This window comes from Ruegeria sp. HKCCD3925, from assembly GCF_057221175.1.
Genome location: NZ_JBWVBI010000003.1, coordinates 131390 through 155869, shown reverse-complemented (window position 1 = coordinate 155869; position 24480 = coordinate 131390). Strand labels below are relative to the sequence as shown.

Annotated in this window: 22 protein-coding genes; 13 read left to right on the top strand and 9 right to left on the bottom strand. The window is 57.2% G+C overall.

Annotated elements, in window-relative coordinates:
• Positions 1-268: 268 nt before the first annotated feature.
• The 4 genes from AC2TEM_RS08185 to AC2TEM_RS08170 all read left to right on the top strand — a co-directional run bounded on the left by AC2TEM_RS08185 (position 269) and on the right by AC2TEM_RS08170 (position 5881).
• A complete protein-coding gene (locus AC2TEM_RS08185) occupies positions 269-1663 on the top strand; it encodes a site-specific DNA-methyltransferase (RefSeq protein WP_480856129.1) in 1395 nt (464 codons plus the stop codon).
• The gene (locus tag AC2TEM_RS08180; protein ID WP_480856128.1) at positions 1656-2105 is read left to right on the top strand and encodes a DUF5681 domain-containing protein; all 450 of its coding nucleotides are present in this window, start codon (positions 1656-1658) and stop codon (positions 2103-2105) included. The genes AC2TEM_RS08185 and AC2TEM_RS08180 overlap by 8 nt, the downstream gene beginning before the upstream one ends.
• Positions 2086-3576: a phage terminase large subunit gene (terL, locus tag AC2TEM_RS08175; RefSeq protein WP_480856127.1), complete on the top strand. Its 1491-nt coding sequence runs from the start codon at positions 2086-2088 to the stop codon at positions 3574-3576. The genes AC2TEM_RS08180 and terL overlap by 20 nt, the downstream gene beginning before the upstream one ends.
• A 385-nt stretch (positions 3577-3961) precedes the next feature.
• A complete protein-coding gene (locus AC2TEM_RS08170; protein WP_480856126.1) occupies positions 3962-5881 on the top strand; it encodes an ATP-binding protein in 1920 nt (639 codons plus the stop codon).
• Positions 5882-6250: 369 nt separating this feature from the next.
• On the opposite strand, the gene AC2TEM_RS08165 is transcribed toward AC2TEM_RS08170, so the two are convergent.
• The gene (locus AC2TEM_RS08165; protein WP_480856125.1) at positions 6251-6703 is read right to left on the bottom strand and encodes an Lrp/AsnC family transcriptional regulator; all 453 of its coding nucleotides are present in this window, start codon (positions 6701-6703) and stop codon (positions 6251-6253) included.
• A gap of 266 nt (positions 6704-6969) precedes the next feature.
• Between AC2TEM_RS08165 and AC2TEM_RS08160 the strand changes: the two genes are divergently transcribed.
• Entirely contained in the window at positions 6970-7650 is a 681-nt protein-coding gene (locus AC2TEM_RS08160; RefSeq protein ID WP_480856124.1) for an AzlC family ABC transporter permease, read from the top strand.
• A complete protein-coding gene (locus AC2TEM_RS08155; RefSeq protein ID WP_480856123.1) occupies positions 7647-7943 on the top strand; it encodes an AzlD domain-containing protein in 297 nt (98 codons plus the stop codon). Before AC2TEM_RS08160 ends, AC2TEM_RS08155 begins: the two co-directional genes overlap by 4 nt.
• 253 nt (positions 7944-8196) lie before the next feature.
• Here AC2TEM_RS08155 and AC2TEM_RS08150 read toward each other — a convergent pair whose 3' ends face one another.
• The gene (locus tag AC2TEM_RS08150) at positions 8197-8814 is read right to left on the bottom strand and encodes a TetR/AcrR family transcriptional regulator (protein WP_209256096.1); all 618 of its coding nucleotides are present in this window, start codon (positions 8812-8814) and stop codon (positions 8197-8199) included.
• A gap of 188 nt (positions 8815-9002) precedes the next feature.
• Between AC2TEM_RS08150 and AC2TEM_RS08145 the strand changes: the two genes are divergently transcribed.
• The 5 genes from AC2TEM_RS08145 (at position 9003) to AC2TEM_RS08125 (ending at position 13198) form a co-directional block, all read left to right on the top strand.
• The gene (locus AC2TEM_RS08145) at positions 9003-9947 is read left to right on the top strand and encodes a homocysteine S-methyltransferase family protein (RefSeq protein ID WP_480856122.1); all 945 of its coding nucleotides are present in this window, start codon (positions 9003-9005) and stop codon (positions 9945-9947) included.
• Between the two features lie 36 nt (positions 9948-9983).
• Positions 9984-10661, top strand: a complete 678-nt coding sequence (locus tag AC2TEM_RS08140) for a hypothetical protein (RefSeq protein ID WP_480856121.1) — start codon at positions 9984-9986, stop codon at positions 10659-10661.
• A gap of 72 nt (positions 10662-10733) precedes the next feature.
• Complete coding sequence (locus AC2TEM_RS08135; protein WP_480856120.1) at positions 10734-11342, top strand: GNAT family N-acetyltransferase; 609 nt, start codon at positions 10734-10736, stop codon at positions 11340-11342.
• A 28-nt stretch (positions 11343-11370) separates the two neighbouring features.
• On the top strand, positions 11371-11688 hold the full coding sequence (locus AC2TEM_RS08130; RefSeq protein WP_480856119.1) for a hypothetical protein: 318 nt from the start codon (positions 11371-11373) through the stop codon (positions 11686-11688).
• 19 nt (positions 11689-11707) lie between these two features.
• Positions 11708-13198 (top strand): cytochrome-c peroxidase, encoded by a 1491-nt coding sequence (locus AC2TEM_RS08125; protein ID WP_480856118.1) that lies wholly within the window; start codon positions 11708-11710, stop codon positions 13196-13198.
• Between the two features lie 395 nt (positions 13199-13593).
• Here AC2TEM_RS08125 and AC2TEM_RS08120 read toward each other — a convergent pair whose 3' ends face one another.
• From AC2TEM_RS08120 to AC2TEM_RS08090, 7 genes are all read right to left on the bottom strand, one after another.
• Entirely contained in the window at positions 13594-14988 is a 1395-nt protein-coding gene (locus tag AC2TEM_RS08120; RefSeq protein WP_170687705.1) for an FGGY-family carbohydrate kinase, read from the bottom strand.
• Positions 14985-15299 (bottom strand): L-rhamnose mutarotase, encoded by a 315-nt coding sequence (gene rhaM, locus AC2TEM_RS08115; RefSeq protein WP_058272415.1) that lies wholly within the window; start codon positions 15297-15299, stop codon positions 14985-14987. The genes AC2TEM_RS08120 and rhaM overlap by 4 nt, the downstream gene beginning before the upstream one ends.
• Position 15300: 1 nt before the next feature.
• Positions 15301-16284, bottom strand: coding sequence for an ABC transporter permease (locus AC2TEM_RS08110; RefSeq protein WP_480856117.1), 984 nt, complete (start codon positions 16282-16284; stop codon positions 15301-15303).
• Positions 16281-17261, bottom strand: coding sequence for an ABC transporter permease (locus tag AC2TEM_RS08105; protein ID WP_480856116.1), 981 nt, complete (start codon positions 17259-17261; stop codon positions 16281-16283). Before AC2TEM_RS08105 ends, AC2TEM_RS08110 begins: the two co-directional genes overlap by 4 nt.
• On the bottom strand, positions 17258-18796 hold the full coding sequence (locus tag AC2TEM_RS08100; protein ID WP_480856114.1) for a sugar ABC transporter ATP-binding protein: 1539 nt from the start codon (positions 18794-18796) through the stop codon (positions 17258-17260). Before AC2TEM_RS08100 ends, AC2TEM_RS08105 begins: the two co-directional genes overlap by 4 nt.
• A 77-nt stretch (positions 18797-18873) precedes the next feature.
• Positions 18874-19872, bottom strand: coding sequence for a rhamnose ABC transporter substrate-binding protein (gene rhaS, locus AC2TEM_RS08095; protein ID WP_058272419.1), 999 nt, complete (start codon positions 19870-19872; stop codon positions 18874-18876).
• Positions 19873-19921: 49 nt separating this feature from the next.
• Positions 19922-20725: a DeoR/GlpR family DNA-binding transcription regulator gene (locus AC2TEM_RS08090; RefSeq protein ID WP_170758944.1), complete on the bottom strand. Its 804-nt coding sequence runs from the start codon at positions 20723-20725 to the stop codon at positions 19922-19924.
• Between the two features lie 146 nt (positions 20726-20871).
• Between AC2TEM_RS08090 and AC2TEM_RS08085 the strand changes: the two genes are divergently transcribed.
• Together AC2TEM_RS08085 and AC2TEM_RS08080 are read left to right on the top strand one after the other, a co-directional pair.
• A complete protein-coding gene (locus AC2TEM_RS08085) occupies positions 20872-23013 on the top strand; it encodes a bifunctional rhamnulose-1-phosphate aldolase/short-chain dehydrogenase (RefSeq protein ID WP_480856113.1) in 2142 nt (713 codons plus the stop codon).
• An 11-nt stretch (positions 23014-23024) separates the two neighbouring features.
• Positions 23025-24254 (top strand): L-rhamnose isomerase, encoded by a 1230-nt coding sequence (locus tag AC2TEM_RS08080; protein ID WP_170687711.1) that lies wholly within the window; start codon positions 23025-23027, stop codon positions 24252-24254.
• Positions 24255-24480: the final 226 nt, after the last annotated feature.

Below are 24480 nucleotides of genomic sequence, written 5' to 3'. Positions count from 1 at the left end.
GGTTACTTTTTGTTTGGGGGTTGCAATTGCAAAAGCCCATGCATAGATTCTACTCAGCCCTGCAAGGGACAAGGTCCCACGGGGAGGTGAATACATCTCCCAGGCAGCATTCGGCGCCGCATTTGTGATGCGGATAAGACCGAGAGCATTCGAAGGGGCAACGAACCGGATCGATTGGTCCGGAGAGTTGCTACTCGTGCTCTCTCCGAATTCCCAACACGATCCTTTCTTGTCGACGCTAGCGAGCGTCAAACGAAAGGAGGCGGCTATGTCTGCCAAGAAAACACAAAGTGACGTTCAGGCGTCCAACACGCCGATCTGGATGCCGGACAAAGTCATCCAATCCCAGATCAGCCAGATCAAGCCCTACGCCAACAACAACCGCGTGCATGCGGCCAAGAATATCGACAAGCTCAAAGCGTCGGTGGCCAAGTTTGGCTTTGTCACCCCGATCCTGTTGGATGGTTCGGGCACAATCATCGCGGGTCATGGCCGCTATGAGGCTGCCAAGGCTCTGGGGTTGAAGTCTGTGCCGACGGTTGTCGCGGATCACTTGTCAGACGCAGAAGTGCGCGCCCTGCGCATCGCGGATAACAAGCTGGCGGAATTGTCCGACTGGAACGAAGCGGCCCTCCAGATCGAATTTGCCGAGCTGATGGATCTTAGCCTTGATGGCGAGCTGGACTTTGATCTGGACATCACCGGGTTCGAAACACCGGAGATCGACATCATCATCGATAGTGCGGGCCAGGCCACAGAGACGGAAGCGGAATCTGTTGAGACGCCGAACCCTGCGGTACCTGCCATCACGCAGCCGGGCGACCTCTGGGTTCTCGGAGATCATCGCATCTTCTGCGGGGATGCCCTGCAAGCCCAGAGCTACGACACCTTGCTGGATGGCGAGACCCCGCAGATGGTGTTCACTGATCCTCCTTACAATGTGCCGGTCAATGGGCATGTCCGTTGCGGCATCGGCGGCGATCATCGCGAATTTGCCATGGCGTCGGGAGAAATGTCGGACAGCGAGTTCCGCAACTTTCTCACAGCCGTGATTGCTCGTTTGCTCGTAATTCTGCCCGACGGGGGCATTGCGATGATCTGCATGGACTGGCGTCACATCGAAGAGTTGATTGCGGCCGGCAAGGCAAGCGGATTGGATCTCATCAATCTCTGCGTTTGGAACAAGACCAACGGCGGGATGGGCAGCCTTTACCGCTCCAAGCACGAGCTGGTTGCGATCTTTAAGAAGCCGGGGGCTTCGCATACCAACAATGTCGAGCTGGGAAAGCATGGTCGCAACCGGACCAATGTCTGGGACTATGCCGGTGTGAATAGTTTTGGGGCAGGGCGCAAGGCGGATCTCGCTGATCATCCCACGGTGAAGCCAACGGCCCTAGTGGCAGATGCCGTCATGGATGTGAGCCATCGCGGTGGTGTTGTGTTGGACGCCTTTGGCGGGTCCGGCGCGACCTTGCTGGCGGCTGAGAAAACCGGACGCCAGGCGCGCTTGATTGAACTCGACCCTGTTTACGTCGATGTCGCCATCCGCCGCTGGCAGGAGATGACCGGTGAGAACGCTGTGCACGCGGTGACAGGCCAGACGTTCGATGCATCTTCTGCGGCCAACGATACCACTTCAGAACAGGAGGTGGGTCATGTCTGACGATACGAGAGAGTTTGAGGTGGGCTACGGCAAACCGCCCAAAGCAACCCGGTTCAAAAAAGGCAGATCCGGCAATCCGAAAGGGCGGCCGAAAGCCTCGAAAAATGTTGGATCGATGCTTGAGGAGGTCTTCTTTCGGAAAATCCCGATCACCGAAAACGGGTCACGCCGCGAGGTCACGATGCTGGAAGCAATCCTGCGCCAGCTGGTGAATGGGGCAGTTAAAGGCGAGATGCGTTCGATTGACCGGGTTCTGAAACTGTTGCCCGCGGTTCAGGAGGCGCGCGCCGCAGAGTTGGCGGGTGGCGAAGGTGCAACTTCGGTCGACCCCGGTTCAGACCTGGCCGCCCTGGAAGTGCTGGCAGATATGTTTGGCAGCGATCCGGATCAACTTTTTGCCAGCATCCAGGGAGGCATCGACGATGAATGCCCTGAATTCTGATGATCGCAAAAGGTTGGCAGAGGCTGCGATGCGCGAAAACCTCTACGCGTTCCTTGCGGGTAGTTTTGGTATCTTGTGTCCGGGCGAAAAGCTTGCCCGGGCGCCTTACCTGGAGGCTATGTGTTACGCCCTTCAGCGTGTGGCCTCCAGTGAGTGCCAACGGTTGATGATCTCGATAGCCCCTCGCCATCTGAAATCGATCTGTGGATCTGTTTTGTTGCCAGCCTTTGAGCTTGGACGCGATCCGACAAAGAAAGTGGTTGTTGTCAGTTACGGCAAAGATCTGGCCCGCGAACATGCCGAACAGTTTCGACGGCTGGTGACCAGCCCGTATTATCAGCGCCTGTTTCCGAAAATGAAGTTCGATCCCAAACACAACCGGTTCGAACATATGAAAACCACTAAAGGAGGCGGGCGCAAATCTGTCTCTCTTGGCGGTGGTATCACCGGCTTCGGTGCAAACCTCATTATCATCGACGATCTGGGTAAGCCCTCTGAAATGCGTCACGATACGTACCGGCAGGAGTTGCGCGACTTCTTCGACCAGACCCTGTTCTCGCGGCTGAACGACAAGCGCACCGATCGCATTGTCTCGATCCAGCAGCGTCTACACCCGGATGACTTTTCCGCCTACCTCTTGGAAAAGGACACATTTGACCATCTGTGCCTGCCGTCTATCGCGGAGATCCCAGAAGAGATCCCGCTCTACAACAACCGGGTGCTGAAGCGTCGGCCAGGAGACTTGTTGAACCCAGAGCGGGAACCGCAGGAGGTTCTTGATCGGATCAAGGCCGACATAGGCAATTTTGCCTTCCAGGCACAGTATCAACAGAACCCCACGGATGGAGAAAACGAGTTTCTCTCAATGTCCGACTTGCATCTGGTGGAAACCTTGCCGGACGAAAGCGTGTTTGTAAGACGCGTTCAAAGCTGGGATACGGCGGCGAAGGATGGTCCGCGTTCTGACTTTACGGTGGGGCTGACCTTTGGTTGGCATGCGTATGAAGAGAGATGGTATTTGCTTGACGTCTTTCGGGCCCGAACGAACTATACACAGGTGCGGAACGCTGTTCTTCGTTTACGCAAACAGTGGCGCGTGGACCGGGTGCTGATCGAGTCCTCGGCGATGGGCATCCACCTTCTGGACGAATTGAAACGCACCGCAGCAGGTGTATACATGCCGGTCAATGTGGTCACTAGCAAACTGGATCGCTTCATCCCGCAGACCGACTGGATTAAATCTGGCAAGTTAGTCATCCCCACCGACAAGCCCTGGTTTGATGAGTTCCGCAGGGAACTGCTGGCGTTTCCCGACGCCCTCAAAGACGACCAGGTGGATGCCCTGACCCAGTTCGCCGAATACATGCGTCGTAGCCAAGGCACATATCTCGATACAGATCCTTACACCGGTCGCCGCCAAGGCAACTATCGACCCGAACGACCAAGAAGGGAAGACCGCATGCGGTTCTGATGCCAGGCAAGAGCGCTTTCGAAATCTGACGGCCTGTGTCCAACACCCGTGGTAGCGTGAAAATGCACCTTTGTTATCAAGGCGAAATAGCCAAGTGGGCGGGAAGCCGACCTTCGCTGCAAACGTGGAATGCCTGGTCGCGAAATAGAAAAGCGGACATTCGATCAACCTATTTGTAGTCAGTATGTCCGCCGCTGGAGTCTGTGTGAGGGCACCAAGTCATTCAGAAAAATTGACGTATTTGAGTTACTTGGCTCCGCGGCACGACCTCAAACTCACCTTTCTAAGTTCATGTGGCTACTCTTAGAATATCGCGTTACGGTTGTTATATCTTTAGACGAACATTTTTTGATTGTTCTTATTTGGCCAGGAAAGCGAGGCAAAGTTGCGTATCAAAGGCATTATTCTGGAAAACTTCCGAGGCTACAAAGCTCGCACTCATGTTACTTTGGAACAGTTCACGGCTCTTATCGGCAGAAACGATGCCGGTAAGTCCACCATCCTAGAAGCGTTGGACTACTTCTTCGAGAATTCCAAGCCAGATCAGGGCGACGCAAGCATCGCGGGGGATGCAAAGCAGGTTTTGATTGGCGTTGTGTTTGATCGGTTGCCCTCTGAGCTGACGTTAGATCGTGGGGCAAGAAGCACGCTTGAGGCAGAACACCTGCTGAATCAGGATGGCGATCTCGAGATACACAAGATCTTTAACCTCGCCGTGCAACGCCCAGGTGCTGCGAAAGTCTTCGCTCGGGCGGTCCACCCAACAGAAGAGAAGGTCCAAGGTCTACTTCAGAAAAACAACACAGCCTTAAAGGCGCTCGTGAAGGAGATGGGTCTTCAAGACGACTGCAACCTCAACGAAAACCCGTCTATGCGGCAAGCTGTCTATAAGAGCGTCGGTGGCAATCTGTTACTGGAACTTCAAAACGTCCCTCTCAACGACGACAACGGCAAAGCCGTGTGGGGCGCAATCCAAGCTAGACTTCCGCTATATGCATTGTTCCGCTCTGATCGGGCGTCGAGCGACCAAGACCCGGAAGTACAGAACCCGATGAAGGCCGCCGTGCAAAAGGCCCTGGCCGATATTCAGGATGATCTTGCGGATGTTGTTGAGAAGGTGAGGGTTCGGGCCGAAGACACTGCGAAGCGGACTCTCGAACAGCTTCAGGCGGCATATCCCGACCTAGCGAACTCACTGACGCCACAGTTCCGGTCACCGTCTTGGGCCAACATGTTCAAGGTTGATCTTGAGAGCGATGACGGCGTGCCTTTGAACAAGCGCGGTTCCGGCGTCCGGCGATTGATACTCATGAGTTTCTTTCAGGCAGAAGCGGAAAAGAAGCGAAAGGAAGCAGGTGAAGGTGCCTTCGACGGGGAAGTGCCGGTAATCTACGCCATCGAAGAACCTGAGACGTCGCAGCATCCGGACAACCAGCGTCGTATCGTTACCGCTCTTATGGAAGTTGCTGAAGCGGGCGACCAAGTCCTTGTCACGACGCACATGCCTGCTTTGGCGGAACTGATGCCGGTGGACTGCCTACGGTACATTGACCGGGGAGATGATGGAAACGTTCGTATCCGTTCTGGTGACCCAGAAGTATATGCCGAAGTGGCAGAGGCGTTGGGTGTGCTGCCCGACCCGATACTTGGCCAGACTGTGAAGGTTGCGGTGTTGGTGGAAGGTAAGACTGACATCGACGCCCTAGTTTCGCTATCACTGGTCTTGTCTGAATCTGGCGAGCTGCCGCCTCTGGACCATGACAAAATCTTCTGGGCGCTTGGCGGCGGCGAGACGCTCAAGGACTGGGTTGAGCGGGACTACCTGTCCAACCTTGATCTTCCACAGGTCGTAATCTTTGACTCGGATCGGACAGCAGAAGCGCTGCCAGCTCATGAAGACAAGCAGCAGCGTTTTAATGAGATCAACGCTTGGAAGGATCGAACGGCATTCATGACCAGTAGGCGCGAAGTGGAGAACTTTGTGCACCCTGATACAATCGCGCGGTTGTCCGATGGATTGATAGAGCTGCCAAAAGGCTTTGATCCCGACTTTGGTGACCTACCTACGGCATTTGCCGCAGCGATGCGGGACGCTATCGACAACAAGGGTCTCACGTTCAAACCTGTTGACCTCAACGGTGAACGGCTGCGGGCGTCCAAGCGCTACACCAAGCACATCCTGACCTCATACGTCATGCGGAACATGACTGTGGATGAGATCAAAGAGCGGTCCAAGTATGAGCGCGATGGCGCAACCCATTATGAAATCTACGATTATCTAAAAGCCATTCAGGCGTACACTTGAACATCATGGCTTTAGCAACGCCGGGAAAAATGGGACAAGGAAGAAAGATGCAACGGTCGCGAAGGAATTCAGGAGGTGGACACAACGCAGCCGGTGCCAAGAACGAAAAGAACGTAGCAGATGCCCACACTCCGATGGTTAACCGGTGACGAAGATGTAAGAGCCGGGCGGTACTATCGCTGTCCACCTGGATGACGAAGAACTAGCATACTTCATTGTCATCATGGATGAGGTGTTCGGGTGCGCCAACGGCAATGGGTCAGCTGCACAATACTGATCTGTCTGATCGCATCCAGGCGCAGCATGCCCTAAAAGCTGTTTTTGGTTTTTCAACGGTAGGCATCACGCGGTGTGGCCAGGACCACCCTGTCACCGCTTGTCCCATACTTTGTACTCGCGCATCGAAACCAGAGTTTTGTAGCCGGATACAGGGCTGTCATTCAAATAGGCCGTTACGAACTCGTCAAATTCCGTCATGGAAGAGCAATGCAGGATAAGGACGATATCGTCGTCGCCCGTAACCCAAAGCATTCTGTTCACTGTCGGGCTTTTTCGAAGGTCGCGACAGAATTCATCCATTGTTTTTGGATTATGCCCATCGATTGAAAGGAGAACTACAATAACCAGGGGGCGATCTTCTAGCTTTGGCGAAACAATAGCAACTTCTCTCTCGATTGCGCCAATTCTTCGCAACCGCTGCACGCGTCGCAGACAAGCAGCCGGAGATAATCCGACATCGCCGGAAAGCTGATCGCCGGTCCGACGACTGTCCACCTTCATAAGCGCAAGAATGCGCCTGTCGAATTCATCAACTTCTTCCATAATCCGACACCCAATAAACGGCTCTACTGCGGAAATCTCGCAGAGATCGCGATTGTATGCGAGATTTTAGTGCGATGGCAGTGCGTTTTGCGAGTTCGCCGCTTCGGCAATTGTTAGGTCTTGTTTGCCAAAACGAAGGAGGCAAACGGGATGATTGTTGGAACGAAACACAATCCACCTAAAGTTCGAAACCGGGATAAACGTGCTTTTTTTGTACTTTTTCGGCTATGGCTAACCAAGCTTCGCGTCGGTGTAGGCGTCCGCACATGAAACGCGGCGCGATTGCAATTCTGCCGCTTGCACTGGCTGCATCATTCTACGGATTCGCATTCGGGATTCTGGCTGCTCAAGCAGGTTTCACTTGGTGGAGTGTGGGCGTACTCAGTGCTTCCGTATATGCAGGATCATCGCAGATCGTCGCCGTCGAACAGTTATCCACAACCGGCTCGGTTATTGCAGCAATCATCGCGGGGGCGGTGCTCAATCTGCGCTATGTTGCAATTGTTGCGTCTCTGTCAGAGGTCCTGGACGGTCTTTCCATCAAACAAAAACTACTCGCCATCCACTTGGTCAGTGATGAAAACTGGGCACTGACGATGGCGCAACGGGAAAGATCACCCGATGTTGGAGCGGCATTTCTTTATGGTTCTGGCCTCGTCATGATAGGTGTATGGGTCTTGTCCACCACGATGGGCGCTGCGGTCGGAAACGCGCTGCCTGGCCTAGAGCGCTTCGGAATTGGCTTTGCATTCACGGCTGCATTCATAGCGATGACTTATGGGCTATGGCAAAGAAAGTCACAGTTGCTACCCTGGTTGACCGCGGCAGTATTCGCCTTGGGAACCTGCAATATTGGCATCTCTTCCGCGTTTGGAATTTTGGCCGGTGCCTTCGCAGGATTAGTCGCAATTTATCTTCAGAAAGTTCTGCAGGAGGAGCATCCATGACCTCGGTTCATTTGTATCTTATCGGATTTCTGGCGATAGCGACGATAATGGTCAGAATATCGGGGCTCGTTGCCGGCCAATGGATTCGACGGTCCAAGCATTCCTGGATCCTGAAGGAGCTTCCTGGGTTGATCCTTGTCAGTCTGGTTTCGGTGTCGCTTGCAAATGAGTCTGTGGTTGGTTGGATCTCGGCGGTGGCGGCTCTTGCAGCAACCTATTTCACAAACAACGTCGTCATCGCGATGTTGTTTGGCGTGTTGGCTTTCAATGGCGTCGGCGTCTTTATTGGTTGAAGTTTGAGCCAACCTTTCAGACGAAGGCTGCGAGAAAGCCTCGCGATGAACCTTTACAAACTGATGGGATTTGGGGCTGAGATCTGCCACTCTTCGATAGCGTTCAGAAAGATCGGAGCGAGTCCAAACTACTGAATGCTGTACTTTGCACAAATGTCTACTTGCTGTGATAGCTTAAATATTCCTCGATGTGCTGAACACACGATTGAAGTTCGCGGTATCTAGAGCGCAGAGAGACTCAATTGACCGGTCGCTAGTCTGGTTTTGGAGCGAACAAGAGCTTCAGATATGTTCGAAATAGCATGATTTGCTCGGAGGCATTGTTGTGCTCTCGAAGCGCGCGTTGAAGGACCAAGCCACCCTCGACCACCCCGGAGACCATATCGCCTAAGGCATCCATGTTGACCGGCTCCTTAGGTTCGTATTTGGCAGCGATTTCTTCGAACATCCCCCGGAAGCGTTTGCGCCACCCCAATATGGCTTGGCGGTTCAACTCTCGCACCCCCTCGTCGAAGAGCCTGTCCTGATAGGCCGTGGACGCGATCACGCAGCCCGGGTGCCCCTCGGGCATCTCCTCGAGCATTTCGGCCAGCAACTTCAAGCCGATCAGCATGCAGTGTAGCGGATCATCGTTCAACTCACGGGCGCGCGCGAAGAGGTCGTCGTAGAGCGCGTCTTCAGTTTCGATGTAGCGTTCCAGCAATGCGCGGGCCAAGGCGTTCTTGTCTTTGAAGTGGTAAAAGAAGCCGCCACGCGAAATCTCGGCTCCGGCAACGATCTCTTCGATCGAGGTGGCCTCAAACCCTTTATCCAGAACTGCCGCCTCCGCAATATCGAGGATTCGGCTACGCGTGTCGACTTTTTGCTCCAATGTCGGCCTCCCACTGTACCACGAGTACAGTTGACCTTGTCCTAGTGAAAGGTGGGGTCAGTGTGCTTCGGGTTACCCTCCTGAAATTACAGCAAAAAGACAAACTGCACAACCGGACCACGCGGCAACTATCTGTCGTGCGAAAGCTCAGGGTATCCCCTTGGTATCAACGAACAAGGACAGCTTCGATGCGTATTCAGAAATTAAAGGAGACCCGCCGTTTCTTCCTCTCTGACGGAGGACTGGAGACATTCCTGATCTTTGATAAGGGCTACGATCTGCCCTGCTTTTCGGCGGCAGTACTGCTGAACACCGATCAAGGCCGGGCTGATCTACGTGCCTATTACCAACGCTTTATCGATATCGCGAAGGCGTCTGGTCGTGGTTTTATACTGGATGCACCAACATGGCGCGCCGGCACGGCTTGGGCGGGACCACTTGGTTTGACGCTTAAAGAGGTGATGGAGACCAATCAAAAGGCTGTTTCCTTCGTGTCCTTGCTCCGGGCTGAGCATGAGACGGAAACTTGTCCGATCCTGCTCAACGGGCTCGTTGGACCAGCAGGTGACGCTTATGCGCCGGACGCCGAGATATCGCGACAGGAAGCGCTGCTTATTCATGCGCCGCAGATCCATGCGCTTGGCAAGGCCGGTGTCGATCTAATCAGTGCCATGACTCTCACTCACGCAGGTGAAGCCATCGGCATCGTGCAGGCGGCAAAAGAGATCGATGTACCAGTTGCTATCGCCTTCACGCTGGAAACCGACGGACATCTTCCATCAGGCCAGCCCTTAAGCGAAGCGATTGCAGAGGTCGATGCCGCGACCAATGGCGGCCCGCTTTATTACATGATCAATTGCGCGCACCCCGACCACTTCCGCGAGATTCTCGATACGACCGCGGCTTGGACTCTGCGCATCGGCGGTATCCGGTCCAATGCGTCCCGTCAAAGCCATGCTGAACTGGACGAAGCCGAGGTTCTCGACGACGGCGATCCGGTTGAGCTTGGCAAACTGAGCGCGGAGCTTGTGTCGCGCCTTCCGAACATCCGGGTACTGGGCGGGTGCTGCGGCACCGACCACCGGCATGTGGGCTGCATAGCGGGTCACGACCATCCGCTGACCGCAGCCTGAACTCCACCCAACCAACTCTCCCTGAAAGGACTTCTCATGGTCAAAACACTCATCACCTCCACCGCCATCGCGCTGTCGTTGGCCACCTTCGCGCACGCCGAGGTGCCCATGGCTTTTGACGTGGCCGAAGATCATTCGCGCATCTTCATGTCCGCGCAGCCGATCCATGAAAACGGAATGCCCGCACACGGCAACGCCTTTGTTAGCCAGGGCTACATCTATCCTGAAGGCACGCTTGCCGATGGGACCGTTGGCGTTCTGGAAGACGGCAGCCCCGCCTTCCCGGATCTCGTGCTGGGCACCTGGACTTGCGACGGGTACTTCGTTGGCGAAGGTGGCAATGCGATCACCGGTGTCTGGATCATCAGCCGTCAGACCTTTGCGTTCAATGACGGGGCGACCGTCGTGACGCAAGGCACCGAGATCGCCGATATCGGTCAGCCAAACCTGCGCCCGGTGACCGGTGCCACCGGCGACTTTGCCGACATCGAGGGTGGCCTCATCCAGACAACCCTCGGGTTCAACGACTTCTGGGGCCTGAGCGCGACATACGCGTTTGAAGCGTCGGCGGTAGGCGCGGCAAACGCGCAGGACGCGGCTTTCCGGGCCGATGGTTATCAACAGGTCCCGCTCGATGAAGACGACCACATGGAATGGGATTCCGGTGTTCCGGTCGGACCGATTTTTGAAGAACGAATGATCCCGTCCACGTGACGCCAGATGTAAATGGTTGGGCGGCGGCATCTTCGCCCAACCCCCATCCCACATGTCAATGAGAACAGAAGAATGAATACACAGATCACAGGCTTCATCCGGCACGCCGAGTTATCGGATGCCAAAAGCCTCGCCAAACTGATCAATCTCGCAGGTGAAGGTATCCCGAATTGGCTTTGGACCCGCGCCTGCGTCGAAGGGCAAACTCCGCTGGAAATCGGAATCGAACGCGCCAAACGCAAGACCGGCGGGTTTTCCTACACAAATGCGCTGGTAGCAGAGCCACACGGGTATCCCGCTGGAATGGTGCTGAGCTACGCGATCACCGAAGCACCAACCGACAACCCGGATGATTTGCCAGCACCGATTGCTCCCTTCATTGCGCTGGAAAAGCTGTCGGTGAACACATGGTTCATCAATGCGCTCGCAGTTTTTGCTGAAGGTCAAAACAAGGGGATCGGATCACAGCTTTTGGCTGCCGCAGAGCACCTCGCGCGCATGAATGGTTTCAACAAGATGAGCATTCAGGTCTATGGGCAAAACACCGGCGCGGTGCGCCTGTACGAGCGGCAAGGCTACCTGCGCGTCGCCAGTGAACCCGTGCTCCTGCATCCCGGCCCGCCTTACTACACAGGCGAAGTCTTGTTGCTCATGAAGTCTCTCTCAACCGGCACCGACTGAACTGCCAGAAAGTCCGAAAGACACTGCGATGTCCTCCTATTGGCTCATATTATCGGCCGCTGGTGCCAGCTTTACGCTGGGCAGCGTTCTTCTCAAACAGTTTGCGGACACAGGTCTGGGTTATGTCCTGCTTCTCGCCGTTCTTGCGTTGGGGCTTGGCAATCTGGCCTATATTCGTCTGCTGGCACACGGTCTCGGGCAAGGGGCCGTCATGTCCAGCATGAGCCAGGTCATCGCGCTGTCCCTCCTTGGGGTGGTGCTCTTCGGAGAGCGCCTCGCGATGCCGCAATTAGGGGGCCTGGGCCTCGCCATCGTCAGCATCTGGCTCTTCTCGCAATCGCGCTGACGTAAACTTGGTGACTGAAATGACCTCTCGCTGCCTGTCCTCGGTGTTGTGTGCCGCGCTCTCCGGCGTGGCGTTTGTCGCGGTTCTTTCCCCCGCCCGGGGCGACAGGGCTACATCCGAACTCTCGCTGCCTTCGCCGCTGAAGGATCAGGACTATCTGTACGATGGCGCACCCGATCCAAAGCTGGTCGAACTGGGACGAAACCTGTTTTTCGATCCAGTCCTGTCGGGCAACCGCAACATTTCTTGCGGCACTTGCCATGATCCAGCGTTTGGATCGGGCGACGGTCTTGCGCTTGGCATCGGAGAGGGCGGCATCGGTGCAGGTCCAAAGCGTGTGACAGCTGTTCCGGTCACGGGTCGCGTGCCCCGTAACGCGCAACCGCTATGGAACATCGGCGCGCGCAGCTATGTTTCGATGTTTCACGACGGGCGTGTCGAAACGCTGAACCCGGGCGATGCTGCGGGCCCGATCCGTAATCCGGCAGGAGCCGATCTTCCCTCAGACGTTGCCAGCCCCTTGGCTGCGCAGGCGTTCTTTCCGGTCACATCACCAATTGAAATGGCAGGCCAGTATGGCGAAAGTTCTATTGCAAATGCCGCCCATTACGAAAACAGGCCAAAGATCTGGGGTAGCCTTGCAGCGCGGGTAGCGGACATACCGGACTATCTGGAGATGCTGCGTGCCGCGTACCCCGAGATAACGGGTGCTGAGCAAGTCACATACGGTCATATCGCTGACGCCCTTGCAGCCTTTCAAACGACGGCGTTCCGCTCAGATGAGAGCCCCTTCGATACGGTTTTGCTCACTGGTGATCTGTCGACTCTCACACAGGATGCGCAAGAAGGCCTTACTCTCTTCTACGGGGCTGCGCGATGTGCAAGCTGCCACAGTGGACCCTTACTGACCGATCACCAGTTCCATGCCATCGCCATTCCGCAGATCGGCCCTGGCAAAGGGCATGGGGGCGACATGACATACCTCGCTGAGACTGGTTTGGCGGCTCGTATGGAGGACGAGGGCCGCTATCGCGTCACGGGGAACCCCGAAGACCTATTTGCTTTCCGAACACCGTCCTTGCGCAATGTCGCGCTGACGGGGCCGTGGGGGCACAGCGGCGCGTTCACTTCATTGGAGGATATGGTTCGCCACCACCTCAACCCCCTTGCAGGTCTTGCGGCCTTCGACCCATCCGATATCGCCCTACCGCCAATTGAGCACCTTAAGCGCATTGCCGCGCGAGGATCGCAATTGCGCTTCGTTCCCTTGGAAGCGGAACGTCGCCATGCGTTTGAACAGCGAGACACATGGGTGATGGCGTCTCCTCAACTTCGTCAACGCATTGCCGATAGGAACGAGCTTTCACCAATCAAGCTTACTGGCGAAGAGATCGAAAATCTGATCGCCTTTCTGCACGCGCTCACCGATCCGACGGCTGTAAGTCGGAGCCACATGATACCCAAAAGCGTCGCATCCGGCCTGCCGCCACAGCCTCAACCGGAGGATTGAAACGGAACTCGACCACAATTTTCTATTTGTGAAGGACAAAGCGACTGCGCTCGAGATGATGGAGCACGCTGGATTTGCTAGATTCTCAAACGCGCCGTAGCGCGCAAGCCTGACCTTGGCGCAAGCGCGGTAAAGTGGCGCTTTGTCCGTATTTCGCGAGTTTAGGCAGCCTTTGATTTTGCGCCCGCAGCGAACGGCAGGTCCGACAGGCCGCGCCGCAGCATGGAGACTATGGGGTAAGGTCCGGTAAGGGCCGATGGCTGGGTCGTGGCAAGCGGGGCAGGGGCTTATGCTGCATCTGCTCCGAGGTCTAAAAAGAGCCCATTCCGTTCAGTTTCACGCTGGTCCCCAATGTCTGCAATCGGAGTTCCGTGCAGGTCGTTGGGGTATCCTATCTATGGGCGTGGTTCCAGGCCTGCTTTTGCGGCTCTGTGCCAACTGTTCGCGTAACGTTGGTAGCTCACGTCGGTCTTGTGAAAATAGGTCTCAACGTCGAAGGCCGCGCGCTCGGGGAGTGCGCCTGTTGCCAAAAGGGCGGCGCCCTGGCTCGTCCCTGTTGCGGTGACGGTCGCGTCGACCCTGCAGTTTGTCGCCGCGGCGAGCATACTGGCGAAGCCTTTGCTCCTGGCAAATGGACCTTCGACGATAATGGGGCCCTTGTGTCCGGTAAGCGACAGGCATTCCGCGGTCATCAATCCGAGGTAAAAACTCACCGCCGCCGCGCGTTCCTGGGTTCCGGGCAAAGGCTCTGACCCCATCCAGCTGTGTTTTTGCCCCTGAAACGGTCCGCTGTCCGGGACCATTGCGGGCAAGAGCATGGGGCCGTCTTTCGCGACCAGGTTAAGGAATTGCTCTGCACATTGAGTGGTTTGACCGTTCATCGCCAACTCGAACTCGCGTCCCCCCATGAAACGGGCGGAGGGTACCGGGGCACCCAGTGCGTTGACGTTAAGAAGCGTGTCACGCGAAGGTTCCAGAGTTACTTCTTCGCCGCCGATGGTCATGGCAATGACCCATGTCCCGGTCGAAACGACGGAAAACGGCCCGGTTCGGGTCAGTACATGAGGTAAAAGCGATGCGTTTGAATCGTGGATGCCGCAGTGCACAGGCGTGTCAAAGCGCAGGCCGGTTTGCGATGCGACCTGCGGCAACACGGGTCCGAGAACCTCCGCAGATTTGCGCGCGGGCGCCATTTTTTCAGATATGCCCAACCGTTCGACCAACGAAGAATAGTGCGCCTTGGACGGTTTCCACAGATCTGTGTGACAACCAAGGGACGACACGTCGCTGGCCGGCACTCCTGTCAGGCGATGCCCCCAGTACTGCGGATAGGTAACAATGGCGGCGGTGCGTTCGCGAAGCGCGGGGTCCTGCTCAAATTGCCAATGCAACTGCGCACCCAGGTTCAGACCCATCGGCAACCTTGGCGATCCGGTTTCCTCAAAGGGCGGGCGGATGGCGTCGTACGCCGCGGCCAGATCATCAGGGCCTGTGTGCTCATAGTCGAGGATCGGGGCAGCAAGCGCGCCGTCTGGCGCGATCAGGGCACAAGACGCCCCGTGGGTCGTGATGGAAATGGCATCTACGCCGTGCGCCTTCTGAAACTGCTCCAACCCGTCCAGAAGGAAGCGCCAGATCGCCTCAACATCGAAGTGCGGATAGGGTGGAGCGGCGAGAACGATGTTAGGCCGGGTCAGCACTTCCACTTCGGACATGTCAGTCGCATCGACCAGCGCAAGCTTGGCGTTGGTCTTGCCGATGTCGATGACGGCGACGTGTCGGGGGGTCATGGCATGTGGAAGACGGGCGTCAGCGGCACCGCCACGGGTTCGTTGTCGGGCTTGGTTTCCATGATGTCCGCCATATGCGCCCACCATCGCTGCATGATTTCGTTGCGAGGCAAGGCATCCATTTTGTGGTCGTCGGTGCGCCAAAGGACGCCAAAAAGAATGTTCGTTTCTTCGTCCAGATGGATCGAATAGTCAGACACGCCCGCGTCTTTCAGCAGCGTGGCAAGCTCTGGCCAAATCTCATCGTGGCGCTTTTCGTATTCATCCCTACAGCCCGGGTTGAGCTTCATCTTGAAGGCGTATTTTTCCATGTTAGCCCCTCCACATCGACCAGAGCCGGGGCAGCGCGATGACCGAGATCAGCAACGCCCCGATAACAATCGACATCACGATACCGGGCACGTTCAGCAAGCCAAGTCCGAAAGTCACAAGTCCTATGACAAAGGCCGCGATCACTACGCCAGGGATGGAGCCGGAGCCGCCGAGGATGTTGACCCCGCCAAGGACGACCATGGTCACGATCTCAAGTTCCCACCCGAAGGCAATGGAGGGTCGGGTCGAGCCGAGGCGGGATGTCAGGCAGACGGCGGCGACCCCGGACATCAGTCCCGTCAGCAGGAACAGGGTGAACTTCACCCGGCCCACCCGAATGCCCGAAAACAGCGCCCCGGTGGCATTGTTTCCAATGGCATAGACCGCGCGGCCGAAATTGGTCATGTGCAGGATGACCGCGTAGATCACCGCAATGATGGCGAAAAGGACGAATTCGAAGGAAATCACCCACCAGACATAGCCCTGCCCGAAGAAGGCGAAATCGGCTGGATAGCCCTTGTAGACCTGATCGCCCAACACGATGAAACTGATCCCGCGAAAAAGGCTCATCGTGCCGATGGTGACGACGATGGATGGCAGGCCAAGGCCGGTGACGAGGAAACCGTTGACCGCCCCACACGCCAGACCGACGGCCAGACCAATCAGGACCAGCCCCTCTGTCCCGACACCCGCCTGCACGGCGGCGCCCATGGCTGTCGAGGCCAGTGCGATGATCGCGGCGACGCTGAGGTCGATTTCGCCAGAGATGATAAGCAGGGCCATGGCAAAGGCGATCATCGCCTTTTCGGTGAAGTTGAAGGTCGCGTCGGAGAGGTTCCAGGCGTTCAGGAAATAAGGTGAGGCGAAGCTGTTGGCGATGAAGATGCCGATTGCGACCAGCATCAGCAGGCTTTCCCAGCTTTTAAGGTTCCGCTCCAGCGGCGAGCGCAGGCGATCGGGGATCGAGCGTGTCGTCGTGGTCATGTCGCGTGCTCCGCGCGTTTAAGGATGATGCGGCCCTTCGTCCGGTTGGCCTGGGCGTTCAGAACAACCGCGATGATGATCGCGCCACCCGAGATGGCCATTTGCCAGAAGGGAGAGATGTTCACGACAGGCAGGGCATTGGCAATGATGCCGAGGAACAGCGCACCCAGCAGCGCGCCGGGGACCGAGCCAATGCCACCCATGATCGACACGCCGCCGATGACGCAGGCCGCCACGACGGTCAATTCAAACCCCCCGGCAACATCGACATAAGCAACCGCGAAACGAGAGACCCAGAGGTAGCCGGTCAGACCGGCCATCGCGCCGGAGATCGTGAAGGCCCAGAACTGGGTCCTGCCCACGTTGATCCCGGCATAGGTCGCCGCATGGGGGTTGCCCCCGGCAGCGTAGAAGGCGCGGCCCAGGGTGGTGCGGGTCATGACGATGGTGAACAGGATCACCGCCGCGATGGCAATCCAGCTTAGCAGCGGAAGGCCAAGAAGCTCGGTGCGCGGGAATGCCTTGAAAGTGTCGCTCATCTCGTGGCTGTTGACCCATTTGCCCTCGGTCAGAAGGAAGATGGTTCCCCGGAAGATGGTCATGGTGCCAAGCGTCACCACGATAGGTGGGATGCCCAGTTTCCACACCAGGATGCCGTTGAACATTCCAAGGCTCGCCCCGAACCCGGTGGCCACGACCAGCGTTACGATAATCGGCAGACCTGGCACCGAGATATTGATCAGGGACACGACCATGCCGGTCAGCGCGAGGTTGGCGGCGACCGAGAGGTCGATGCACTTCGTCAAGATCACGATCATCTGGCCGATGGCCAGCAGGATCAGCGGCGAGGTGTCGTTGAAGACGGCAGCCAGGTTCGACAGCGTGATGAACGCCGGGAAGCGACTTGAGATGATGCTAAGCACAAATGCGATGGCGACCAGCAGCAAAAGTTCGCGAGAGGCGAGGATACGTTTCATTGCGCGGCCTCCCTGATCCCTGCGGCGTGGCTGACAAGCGTTTCGGGCGTGATCTGGTCGCGGGCCAGTTCCGCCACGATGCGCCCCTCGCGCATGACGATCACACGATCCGACATGCCCACGATCTCGGGGATTTCGGAACTGACCATGATGACGGCGAGCCCTTGCGCGGCAAGCTCAGCCATGAATTCATGCACGGCGGCCTTGGACCCGATGTCGATGCCCTTGGTGGGTTCGTCCAGGATGATGACTTTGGGCTGGGTGGCGAGCCATTTGGCGATCACGACCTTTTGCTGGTTGCCGCCCGACAGGTTGCCGACATCGGTGTCCAGGGAAGCGGCGCGCAGGTCGAGACGTTCGGTATACTCACGTGCCAGCTTGAATTCCTCGGCCAGCTTGATGAAACCCTTGCGCGAGGTGCGAGCGAGTGACGGCAGCGTCACGTTCTGAAAAATCGGCAGCGCGCCGATTGTGCCTTGTTTGCCCCGGTCCTCCGGGACATAGACGATGCCACTTGCGACCGCGTCGGCGGGCGATGCAATAGAAATCGGTGCCCCATCGATCTTCACGGTTCCGCCCGAGGGACGGGTGATCCCGAAAAGGGCCTGCATGAATTCGGACCGACCTGCGCCGACCAGCCCGTAGAACCCGAGGATTTCGCCGCGCCTGAGCGTGAAACCGATGTCCGCGAATTCGGTCGGGTGGTCGTACCCCGCGACTTCGAGGATATCGTGGCCGACGTTGTGGTCGCGTTCGGGGAAAATCTGGCTGACGTCGCGGCCCACCATAAGCTTGACCAGTTCCGACTCGCTGACATCTACAATCGCCCCTTCGCCGACCATCTGGCCGTCGCGATAGACGGTGTAGAAATCGGCGATGCGGAAGATCTCGTCAAACTTGTGGCTGATGAAGAGGATCGCCTTACCTTGCGCCTTCAGGCTTTCGACGAGTTCGTAAAGCTCTTCGATTTCCTTCTGGCTGAGGGCTGCGGTCGGTTCGTCCATGATCACAACGCGCGCGTCGATGGACAGCGCCCGGGAAATGGCAACCAGGTGCTTGTTCGCGGTTCCAAGGTCCTTGAGCGTAGCGCCCGGATCAATCTTGGCCCCGATTTCATCCAGAATGTCTCGCGCGCGGGTCGCCATGGCGGGTTTGTCGATCAGGCCAAATCGCCCCTTTGGCGCATGGCCGAGAAAGATGTTTTCCGCCACCGTCAGTTCGTCGAATAAGACGGTTTCCTGATGGATGGCGGTCACGCCAGCGGTTTCGGCGGATTGCGGTGTCGGGAAACTGAGAGCCTCGCCATCGATCCGGATGTCACCCTCGTCGGGTTGATAAATGCCCGTCAGAACCTTCACCACGGTGGACTTGCCAGCACCGTTTTCGCCCACCAATGCCGTGACCTTGCCCGGGTAGAGGTTCAGCGAAACATCTGACAGGGCCCGCACGCCGGGAAATGTCTTGGTCACGCCGGACAGGCTCAGAAGCGGTGTAGGGGCGGCGTTCGACACGTCTGCTCTCAATTCCAACTGCATGGACAGTGTTTCTGGATGTGGGAAGAGTAGGGTGTCGGGGCGCGGGTCATCGCCCACGCCCTGACACGTCGTTCAGATTAGAAGATCGACTTGAACTGTTCGATGTTCGAGCTGTCGTAGGTGAACGGATCAGCCATGGCTGCCGAGCCGGTGTCATCCAGCGTCACCGAGCCCATGCGGCCCATCGGGATTTCGGCACCGGCACCGGTTTCAGCACCGTTGGCGATTGCGTGCGCCAGCATGGTGGCCGAGTAGCCAAGGTCAATCGGGTTCCAGATCGCGAAGCTCTTGGTTGCACCGCTATCAACACAGCCTGCCATCTCGGACGGGAGGCCCAGACCGGTCACGTTGATCTCACCGATCTTGCCCGCGTCGGTCACCGCCTGGCAGGACGCCAGGATGCCAACGGTCGTTGGCGCGATGATCGCTTTCAGGTTAGGGTAGGATGCCATGAGGCCCTGTGCTTCTCGGTAGGATTTGTCGCTGAGGTCGTCGCCATAGACCGTGGCCACCAGATCTACGCCGTCATAGTTCGGAAGAACCTCTTTCGCGGCCTCGATCCAGGCGTTCTGGTTGGTTGCCGTGGCCGACGCCGACAGGATCGCGACTTCACCACCATCCGGCATGTGATCCGCGGCAAGCTTGATGATCGTATTGCCGATCAGTGGTGTCGAGGATGGGTTCAGGTGCATCTGGCGCCCGCCTTCAGCCACACCCGAGTCCCAGGAAATCACGGTGATACCGCGGTCCATCGCGCGTTTAAGCGCTGGCACAAGTGCATCGGGGTCGTTTGCCGAAATCGCGATGGCGTCGACACCCTGCGCGATCAGGGAGTTGATGACCTCGATCTGACCTTCCGCAGTGGTGTCGGTCGGGCCGGTGTAGATGATCTCGACATTGCCAAGCTCTCCGGCAGCCTCTTCAGCGCCTTCGGCGGCCGCTTCAAAGAAGCCGATCCCAAGCGCTTTTACGACCAGAGCGATGCGCATGTTGTCCTGCGCCATCGCCGTGGTGCCAAACATACCGGCAGCAAGGCTCATCCCTGCGACAAGTGATGTGAAAGTACGACGCTTCATGATAGTTCCTCCCAGAAAGTCATGTTTGGGTCTCGGGTTTCGGAGGCGGTCAAGAGGCCACCTCGTTTTCTTGAACGCTGCCCGACTGGGCAACGATCAGATTCACATCGGCAGCCTCAAGCATGGCCGCCGCCTTGTCAGGAATTCCTTCGTCGGTGATCACGGTCGTGATCCGGTCCAACTGGCAAAGCACCAGGCTGGAGCGCTGCGCGAATTTCGAACTGTCGACCAGAACGATAAGCTCATCCGCCTGTCCGATCAGTTTCTGTTCTGCCTGGATCAAAAGCGGATCGGCCTCCATCAGGCCGATGGGGCCCAGCCCCTGCGCCCCCATGAACATGCGCTTTGCATAAAAGTTGCGGGTCACATCGTTGTCAAAGGGCGACAGGATTATGTTCTGTTCCCGGTAGATCGCGCCGCCTGACAACATGATCGTGTTCTTCGAATGCTTCAGCAGGTGCTCGGCAATCGGGAACGAATTGGTAAAGACCTGCATCCTGCGGTTGGCCAGCGGATGCACCATCTGAAAGGTCGTTGTGCCCCCGTTGATGATGATGCTGTCACCTTCACTACACATCTCAACCGCCGCGCGCGCAATCGCCTGCTTCGCTGCGATATTCATGGTTTCGTTGACGACGAACGGACGGCCCGCCAGCCCGGCGAACTGCGGTGGCGTTATCGCCTCAGCGCCGCCTCTGACACGGCGTACCTTCTGTTTCATGTGAAGTGTTGAAATGTCGCGCCGGATGGTGGCTTCGGACACGCCGGTCAAGGTGCACAGGTCCCCAACCGTCACGACGGGGCGATCCTGCACCGCAGAAATGATGATCCTATGGCGTTCTTTTTCGTGCAAAGCCACCTCCCATTCACTCCACGCTGCGCAGATTCGCCGCAGCTGTCAATCATTTTCGATCACTTTCAATCATTCTGCATTGCAGAATGACTGTTTGTGATTGTTTTTGATTGACATAACGATGCACACTACTAAGCCTAAATGCGATGGTGCAGTACCGATTGCTGCATCGTGAGGAGGGCAGAACGTTGAAATCCATCGAAAATCAGCTTCTTGAGAACCGCTGGGATGACGCTGTGGCAGGTGGTATGTCCGAATCGGAACTGCTTCTCTATCGCTCCAACACGCTGGGATCGGATAAGCGCGTCACAAACTATGGCGGTGGCAATACCTCTGCGAAGGTCATGGAAACCGACCCACTGTCCGGCAAAGAGGTCGAGGTGCTCTGGGTCAAGGGTTCCGGCGGTGACATCGGGTCCATGAAACTTGACGGCTTCTCCACGCTATACATGGACAAGCTGAACGCGCTGAAGGGGCTTTATCGCGGGGTCGAGTTTGAAGATGAAATGGTTGGCTATCTGCCCCACTGCACCTTCAAACTGAACCCGCGCGCGGCTTCAATTGACACGCCCTTGCACGCCTATGTGCCGCGCAAACATGTCGATCACGTCCACGCCGACGCGATTATTGCGATCGCAGCGTCGAAGAATTCGAAGGAGCTGACCCAGGAAATTTTCGGTCACCGGATCGGTTGGCTGCCGTGGAAACGGCCAGGGTATGAACTGGGCCTGTGGCTTGAAAAGTTCTGCCTGGAAAACCCGGATGCCGATGGCGTTGTCCTTGAAAGTCACGGATTGTTCACATGGGCTGACACGGCGAAAGACTGCTATAACTGCACCATCGACGTGATCAACGTCGCGACCAAGTGGTTGGCCGAAAAGACCGCCGATGTTCCGGCCTTTGGCGGAGCGGTCCACCAGAGCCTCGCCCGGGAAGGTAGGCGGGCCATTGCCGCCCGGCTGATGCCCGCGATCCGTGGCTTTGTCAGTGGCAACCAGCACATGGTCGGGCATTTCAACGACAGCGACTCGGTGCTTGAGTTCGTGAATTCTAAGGACATGGAGGCGCTGGCGGCCCTTGGTACGTCCTGCCCCGACCATTTCCTGCGCACTAAGATCCGCCCTTTGGTCGTCGGCTTCGATCCGGCCCAGAACAACATCGACGCAGTGCTTGAAGGCCTGCCCGCGCAAGTCGCGGCCTATCGTGAGGACTACACGGCCTACTACAACCGTTGCAAACACGATAACTCGCCTGCGCTTAGGGACCCCAACGCGGTTGTCTACCTGATCCCCGGGGTCGGCATGATCACCTTTGCCAAGGACAAGGGCACGGCCCGTATTTCCGGCGAATTCTACGTCAACGCGATCAATGTTATGCGCGGGGCAAGTGCCGTCAGCGAATACTGCGGTCTGCCAGAGCAGGAAGCTTTTGACATTGAATACTGGCTGTTGGAAGAAGCCAAGTTGCAGCGCATGCCGAAACCAAAATCGCTGGGTGGTCGCGTCGCGCTGGTCACCGGCGGCGCCGGTGGCATAGGGGCGGCAACGGCAGAACGTTATCTGTCCGAGGGCGCCTGTGTCATGCTGGCCGACATCAATCCCGAAAGCCTCACCGCGACGGAAGGGGTCCTGACCCAGCAGTTCGGTAAGGACGTCGTGTGCACAGTTCTGATGGACGTCACGGATGAAAATGCCGTGGCCCACGCGTTGGCTGAAACATCCGTCGAATTTGGTGGCATCGACATCCTTGTCTCGAACGCCGGGATCGCATCCTCTGCCCCGGTTGAGGAAACGTCCCTCGACCTTTGGAACAAGAACATGGACATCTTGTCCACGGGTTATTTCCTCGTCAGCCGGGAAACTTTCAAGATCATGCGGGTGCAGGACATGGGAGGATCTATCGTTTTCGTGGCCTCGAAAAACGGGCTTGCTGCCTCGCCCAATGCCTCGGCTTACTGCACGGCGAAGGCCTCGGAAATCCACTTGGCCCGTTGCCTTGCGCTGGAAGGTTCTGAGGCCGGGATCAGGGTCAACGTTGTGAACCCGGATGCGGTGTTGCGGGGCTCCAAGATCTGGGAAGGCGATTGGCTGGATCAGCGGGCTGCGACCTATGGCACGGACAAGGAGGGGCTGGAAGAGATGTACCGCAACCGATCCATGCTGAAACGCTCAGTCCTGCCAGAAGATATCGCCGAGGCCTGTTATTTCTTCGCCGCCGAGATGTCGGCCAAATCCACGGGCAACATTCTGAACGTTGATGCAGGTAACGTTCAGGCTTTCACGCGATAGGGAGACGGTCCATGGGTTATGAGAGCGCCAAAGCGCAATTCGCTGACTGGGGTGTCGACACTGACGCTGCGATCAAGGCTCTGAAAGACATCCCGATTTCCATTCACTGTTGGCAAGGCGATGACGTGGTCGGGTTCGAAAACCAGACCGGCACCTCGGGCGGAGGCATTCAGGCAACCGGAAACCATCCGGGCCGGGCCCGCAACCCCGAAGAACTGCGGGCGGATCTTGAGTTTGCCTATGCAAATATCCCCGGGTCACATCGGTTGAACCTGCACGCGATGTATATGGACACAGACGATACCCCGGACCGGGATGAGATTGAGTACCGCCATTTCGAGCCATGGGTTGACTGGGCCAAGGGCATCGGCATCGGGCTGGATTTCAACCCGACCTTTTTTGCCCATAAAAAGGCCGACGACAACCTGACGTTGGCGCACCCCGACAAGGGCATCAGGGACTTTTGGATCGAACATGGGAAACGCACTCGGGACATCGCGGCGCAGATGGGAGCCGCGCTTGGTTCACCTTGCATCAACAACATTTGGGTTCCGGATGGTTTCAAGGACCTTCCTATCGACCGTATGGCGGCACGGGCCCGGCTTGAGGCCTCGCTCGACACCATGTTGGCCGAGGCGAAATCGGATATGCTGGATGCGGTCGAATCCAAGCTTTTCGGCATCGGGGTCGAGGCCTGCACGGTGGGCAGCCATGAGTTCTACATGGGCTACGCGATCCGCAACAAGACACTGCTGTGCCTCGACATGGGGCACTTCCACCCGACCGAGAATATCGCCGACAAACTGAGCGCCGTGGCCCTGTCTCTGGACGAGCTTCTGCTGCACGTGTCGCGCCCTATGCGTTGGGACAGCGACCATGTGATCATGCTGAACGATGACATCCTGGCGATGGCGCATGAACTGGTCAGCGGCGACCTGTTGGGCAAGACCCATATCGGGCTTGATTTCTTCGACGCCACGATCAGCCGCACGGCCGCTTGGGTGATCGGCACGCGCAACATGCAAAAGGCGCTTCTGCAGGCGCTTCTGAAGCCCTGGGATCGCTTGCGAGCAGCGGAGGACGCGCTGGATTTCACAAGCCGGTTTGTTGTGACAGAGGAACTGAAGGACCTACCCTACGGAGCGGTTTGGTCTGAATTTTGCGCCAGAAACGACGCGCCTATAGGTACTGAGCTGATCACTGAGCTTGACGCTTATCAGGCCACTGTAGCGGGTCGCTGAGGCATGGCCCAATTTTTTGGAAAGTCTCCGTCTGGACAATCTATGTTGGAAAGAACGCCAAGATTGCATTCGAAAGAAAGCGGTCGTTGCGCCGGTGACCATTGAGCGGCCGCATTGTCCGCATCCTGTGATTTCGCAGAATTCGAGATTTTGCGGTCGCAGCGAATGGTCGGTTCAACGGGCCGCGCCGCAGCATCTCGACCGGGTGGTGGAGGTCCGCATTGGG

Coding starts and splice junctions, on each gene's coding strand:
- AC2TEM_RS08185 (WP_480856129.1), top strand. CDS start 269: ATGTCTGCCAAGAAAACACAAAGTGACGTTCAGGCGTCCAACACGCCG.
- AC2TEM_RS08180 (WP_480856128.1), top strand. CDS start 1,656: ATGTCTGACGATACGAGAGAGTTTGAGGTGGGCTACGGCAAACCGCCC.
- terL (WP_480856127.1), top strand. CDS start 2,086: ATGAATGCCCTGAATTCTGATGATCGCAAAAGGTTGGCAGAGGCTGCG.
- AC2TEM_RS08165 (WP_480856125.1), bottom strand. CDS start 6,703: ATGGAAGAAGTTGATGAATTCGACAGGCGCATTCTTGCGCTTATGAAG.
- AC2TEM_RS08160 (WP_480856124.1), top strand. CDS start 6,970: ATGAAACGCGGCGCGATTGCAATTCTGCCGCTTGCACTGGCTGCATCA.
- AC2TEM_RS08155 (WP_480856123.1), top strand. CDS start 7,647: ATGACCTCGGTTCATTTGTATCTTATCGGATTTCTGGCGATAGCGACG.
- AC2TEM_RS08145 (WP_480856122.1), top strand. CDS start 9,003: ATGCGTATTCAGAAATTAAAGGAGACCCGCCGTTTCTTCCTCTCTGAC.
- AC2TEM_RS08140 (WP_480856121.1), top strand. CDS start 9,984: ATGGTCAAAACACTCATCACCTCCACCGCCATCGCGCTGTCGTTGGCC.
- AC2TEM_RS08135 (WP_480856120.1), top strand. CDS start 10,734: ATGAATACACAGATCACAGGCTTCATCCGGCACGCCGAGTTATCGGAT.
- AC2TEM_RS08130 (WP_480856119.1), top strand. CDS start 11,371: ATGTCCTCCTATTGGCTCATATTATCGGCCGCTGGTGCCAGCTTTACG.
- AC2TEM_RS08125 (WP_480856118.1), top strand. CDS start 11,708: ATGACCTCTCGCTGCCTGTCCTCGGTGTTGTGTGCCGCGCTCTCCGGC.
- AC2TEM_RS08120 (WP_170687705.1), bottom strand. CDS start 14,988: ATGACCCCCCGACACGTCGCCGTCATCGACATCGGCAAGACCAACGCC.
- rhaM (WP_058272415.1), bottom strand. CDS start 15,299: ATGGAAAAATACGCCTTCAAGATGAAGCTCAACCCGGGCTGTAGGGAT.
- AC2TEM_RS08110 (WP_480856117.1), bottom strand. CDS start 16,284: ATGACCACGACGACACGCTCGATCCCCGATCGCCTGCGCTCGCCGCTG.
- AC2TEM_RS08105 (WP_480856116.1), bottom strand. CDS start 17,261: ATGAAACGTATCCTCGCCTCTCGCGAACTTTTGCTGCTGGTCGCCATC.
- AC2TEM_RS08100 (WP_480856114.1), bottom strand. CDS start 18,796: ATGCAGTTGGAATTGAGAGCAGACGTGTCGAACGCCGCCCCTACACCG.
- rhaS (WP_058272419.1), bottom strand. CDS start 19,872: ATGAAGCGTCGTACTTTCACATCACTTGTCGCAGGGATGAGCCTTGCT.
- AC2TEM_RS08085 (WP_480856113.1), top strand. CDS start 20,872: ATGGTGCAGTACCGATTGCTGCATCGTGAGGAGGGCAGAACGTTGAAA.
- AC2TEM_RS08080 (WP_170687711.1), top strand. CDS start 23,025: ATGGGTTATGAGAGCGCCAAAGCGCAATTCGCTGACTGGGGTGTCGAC.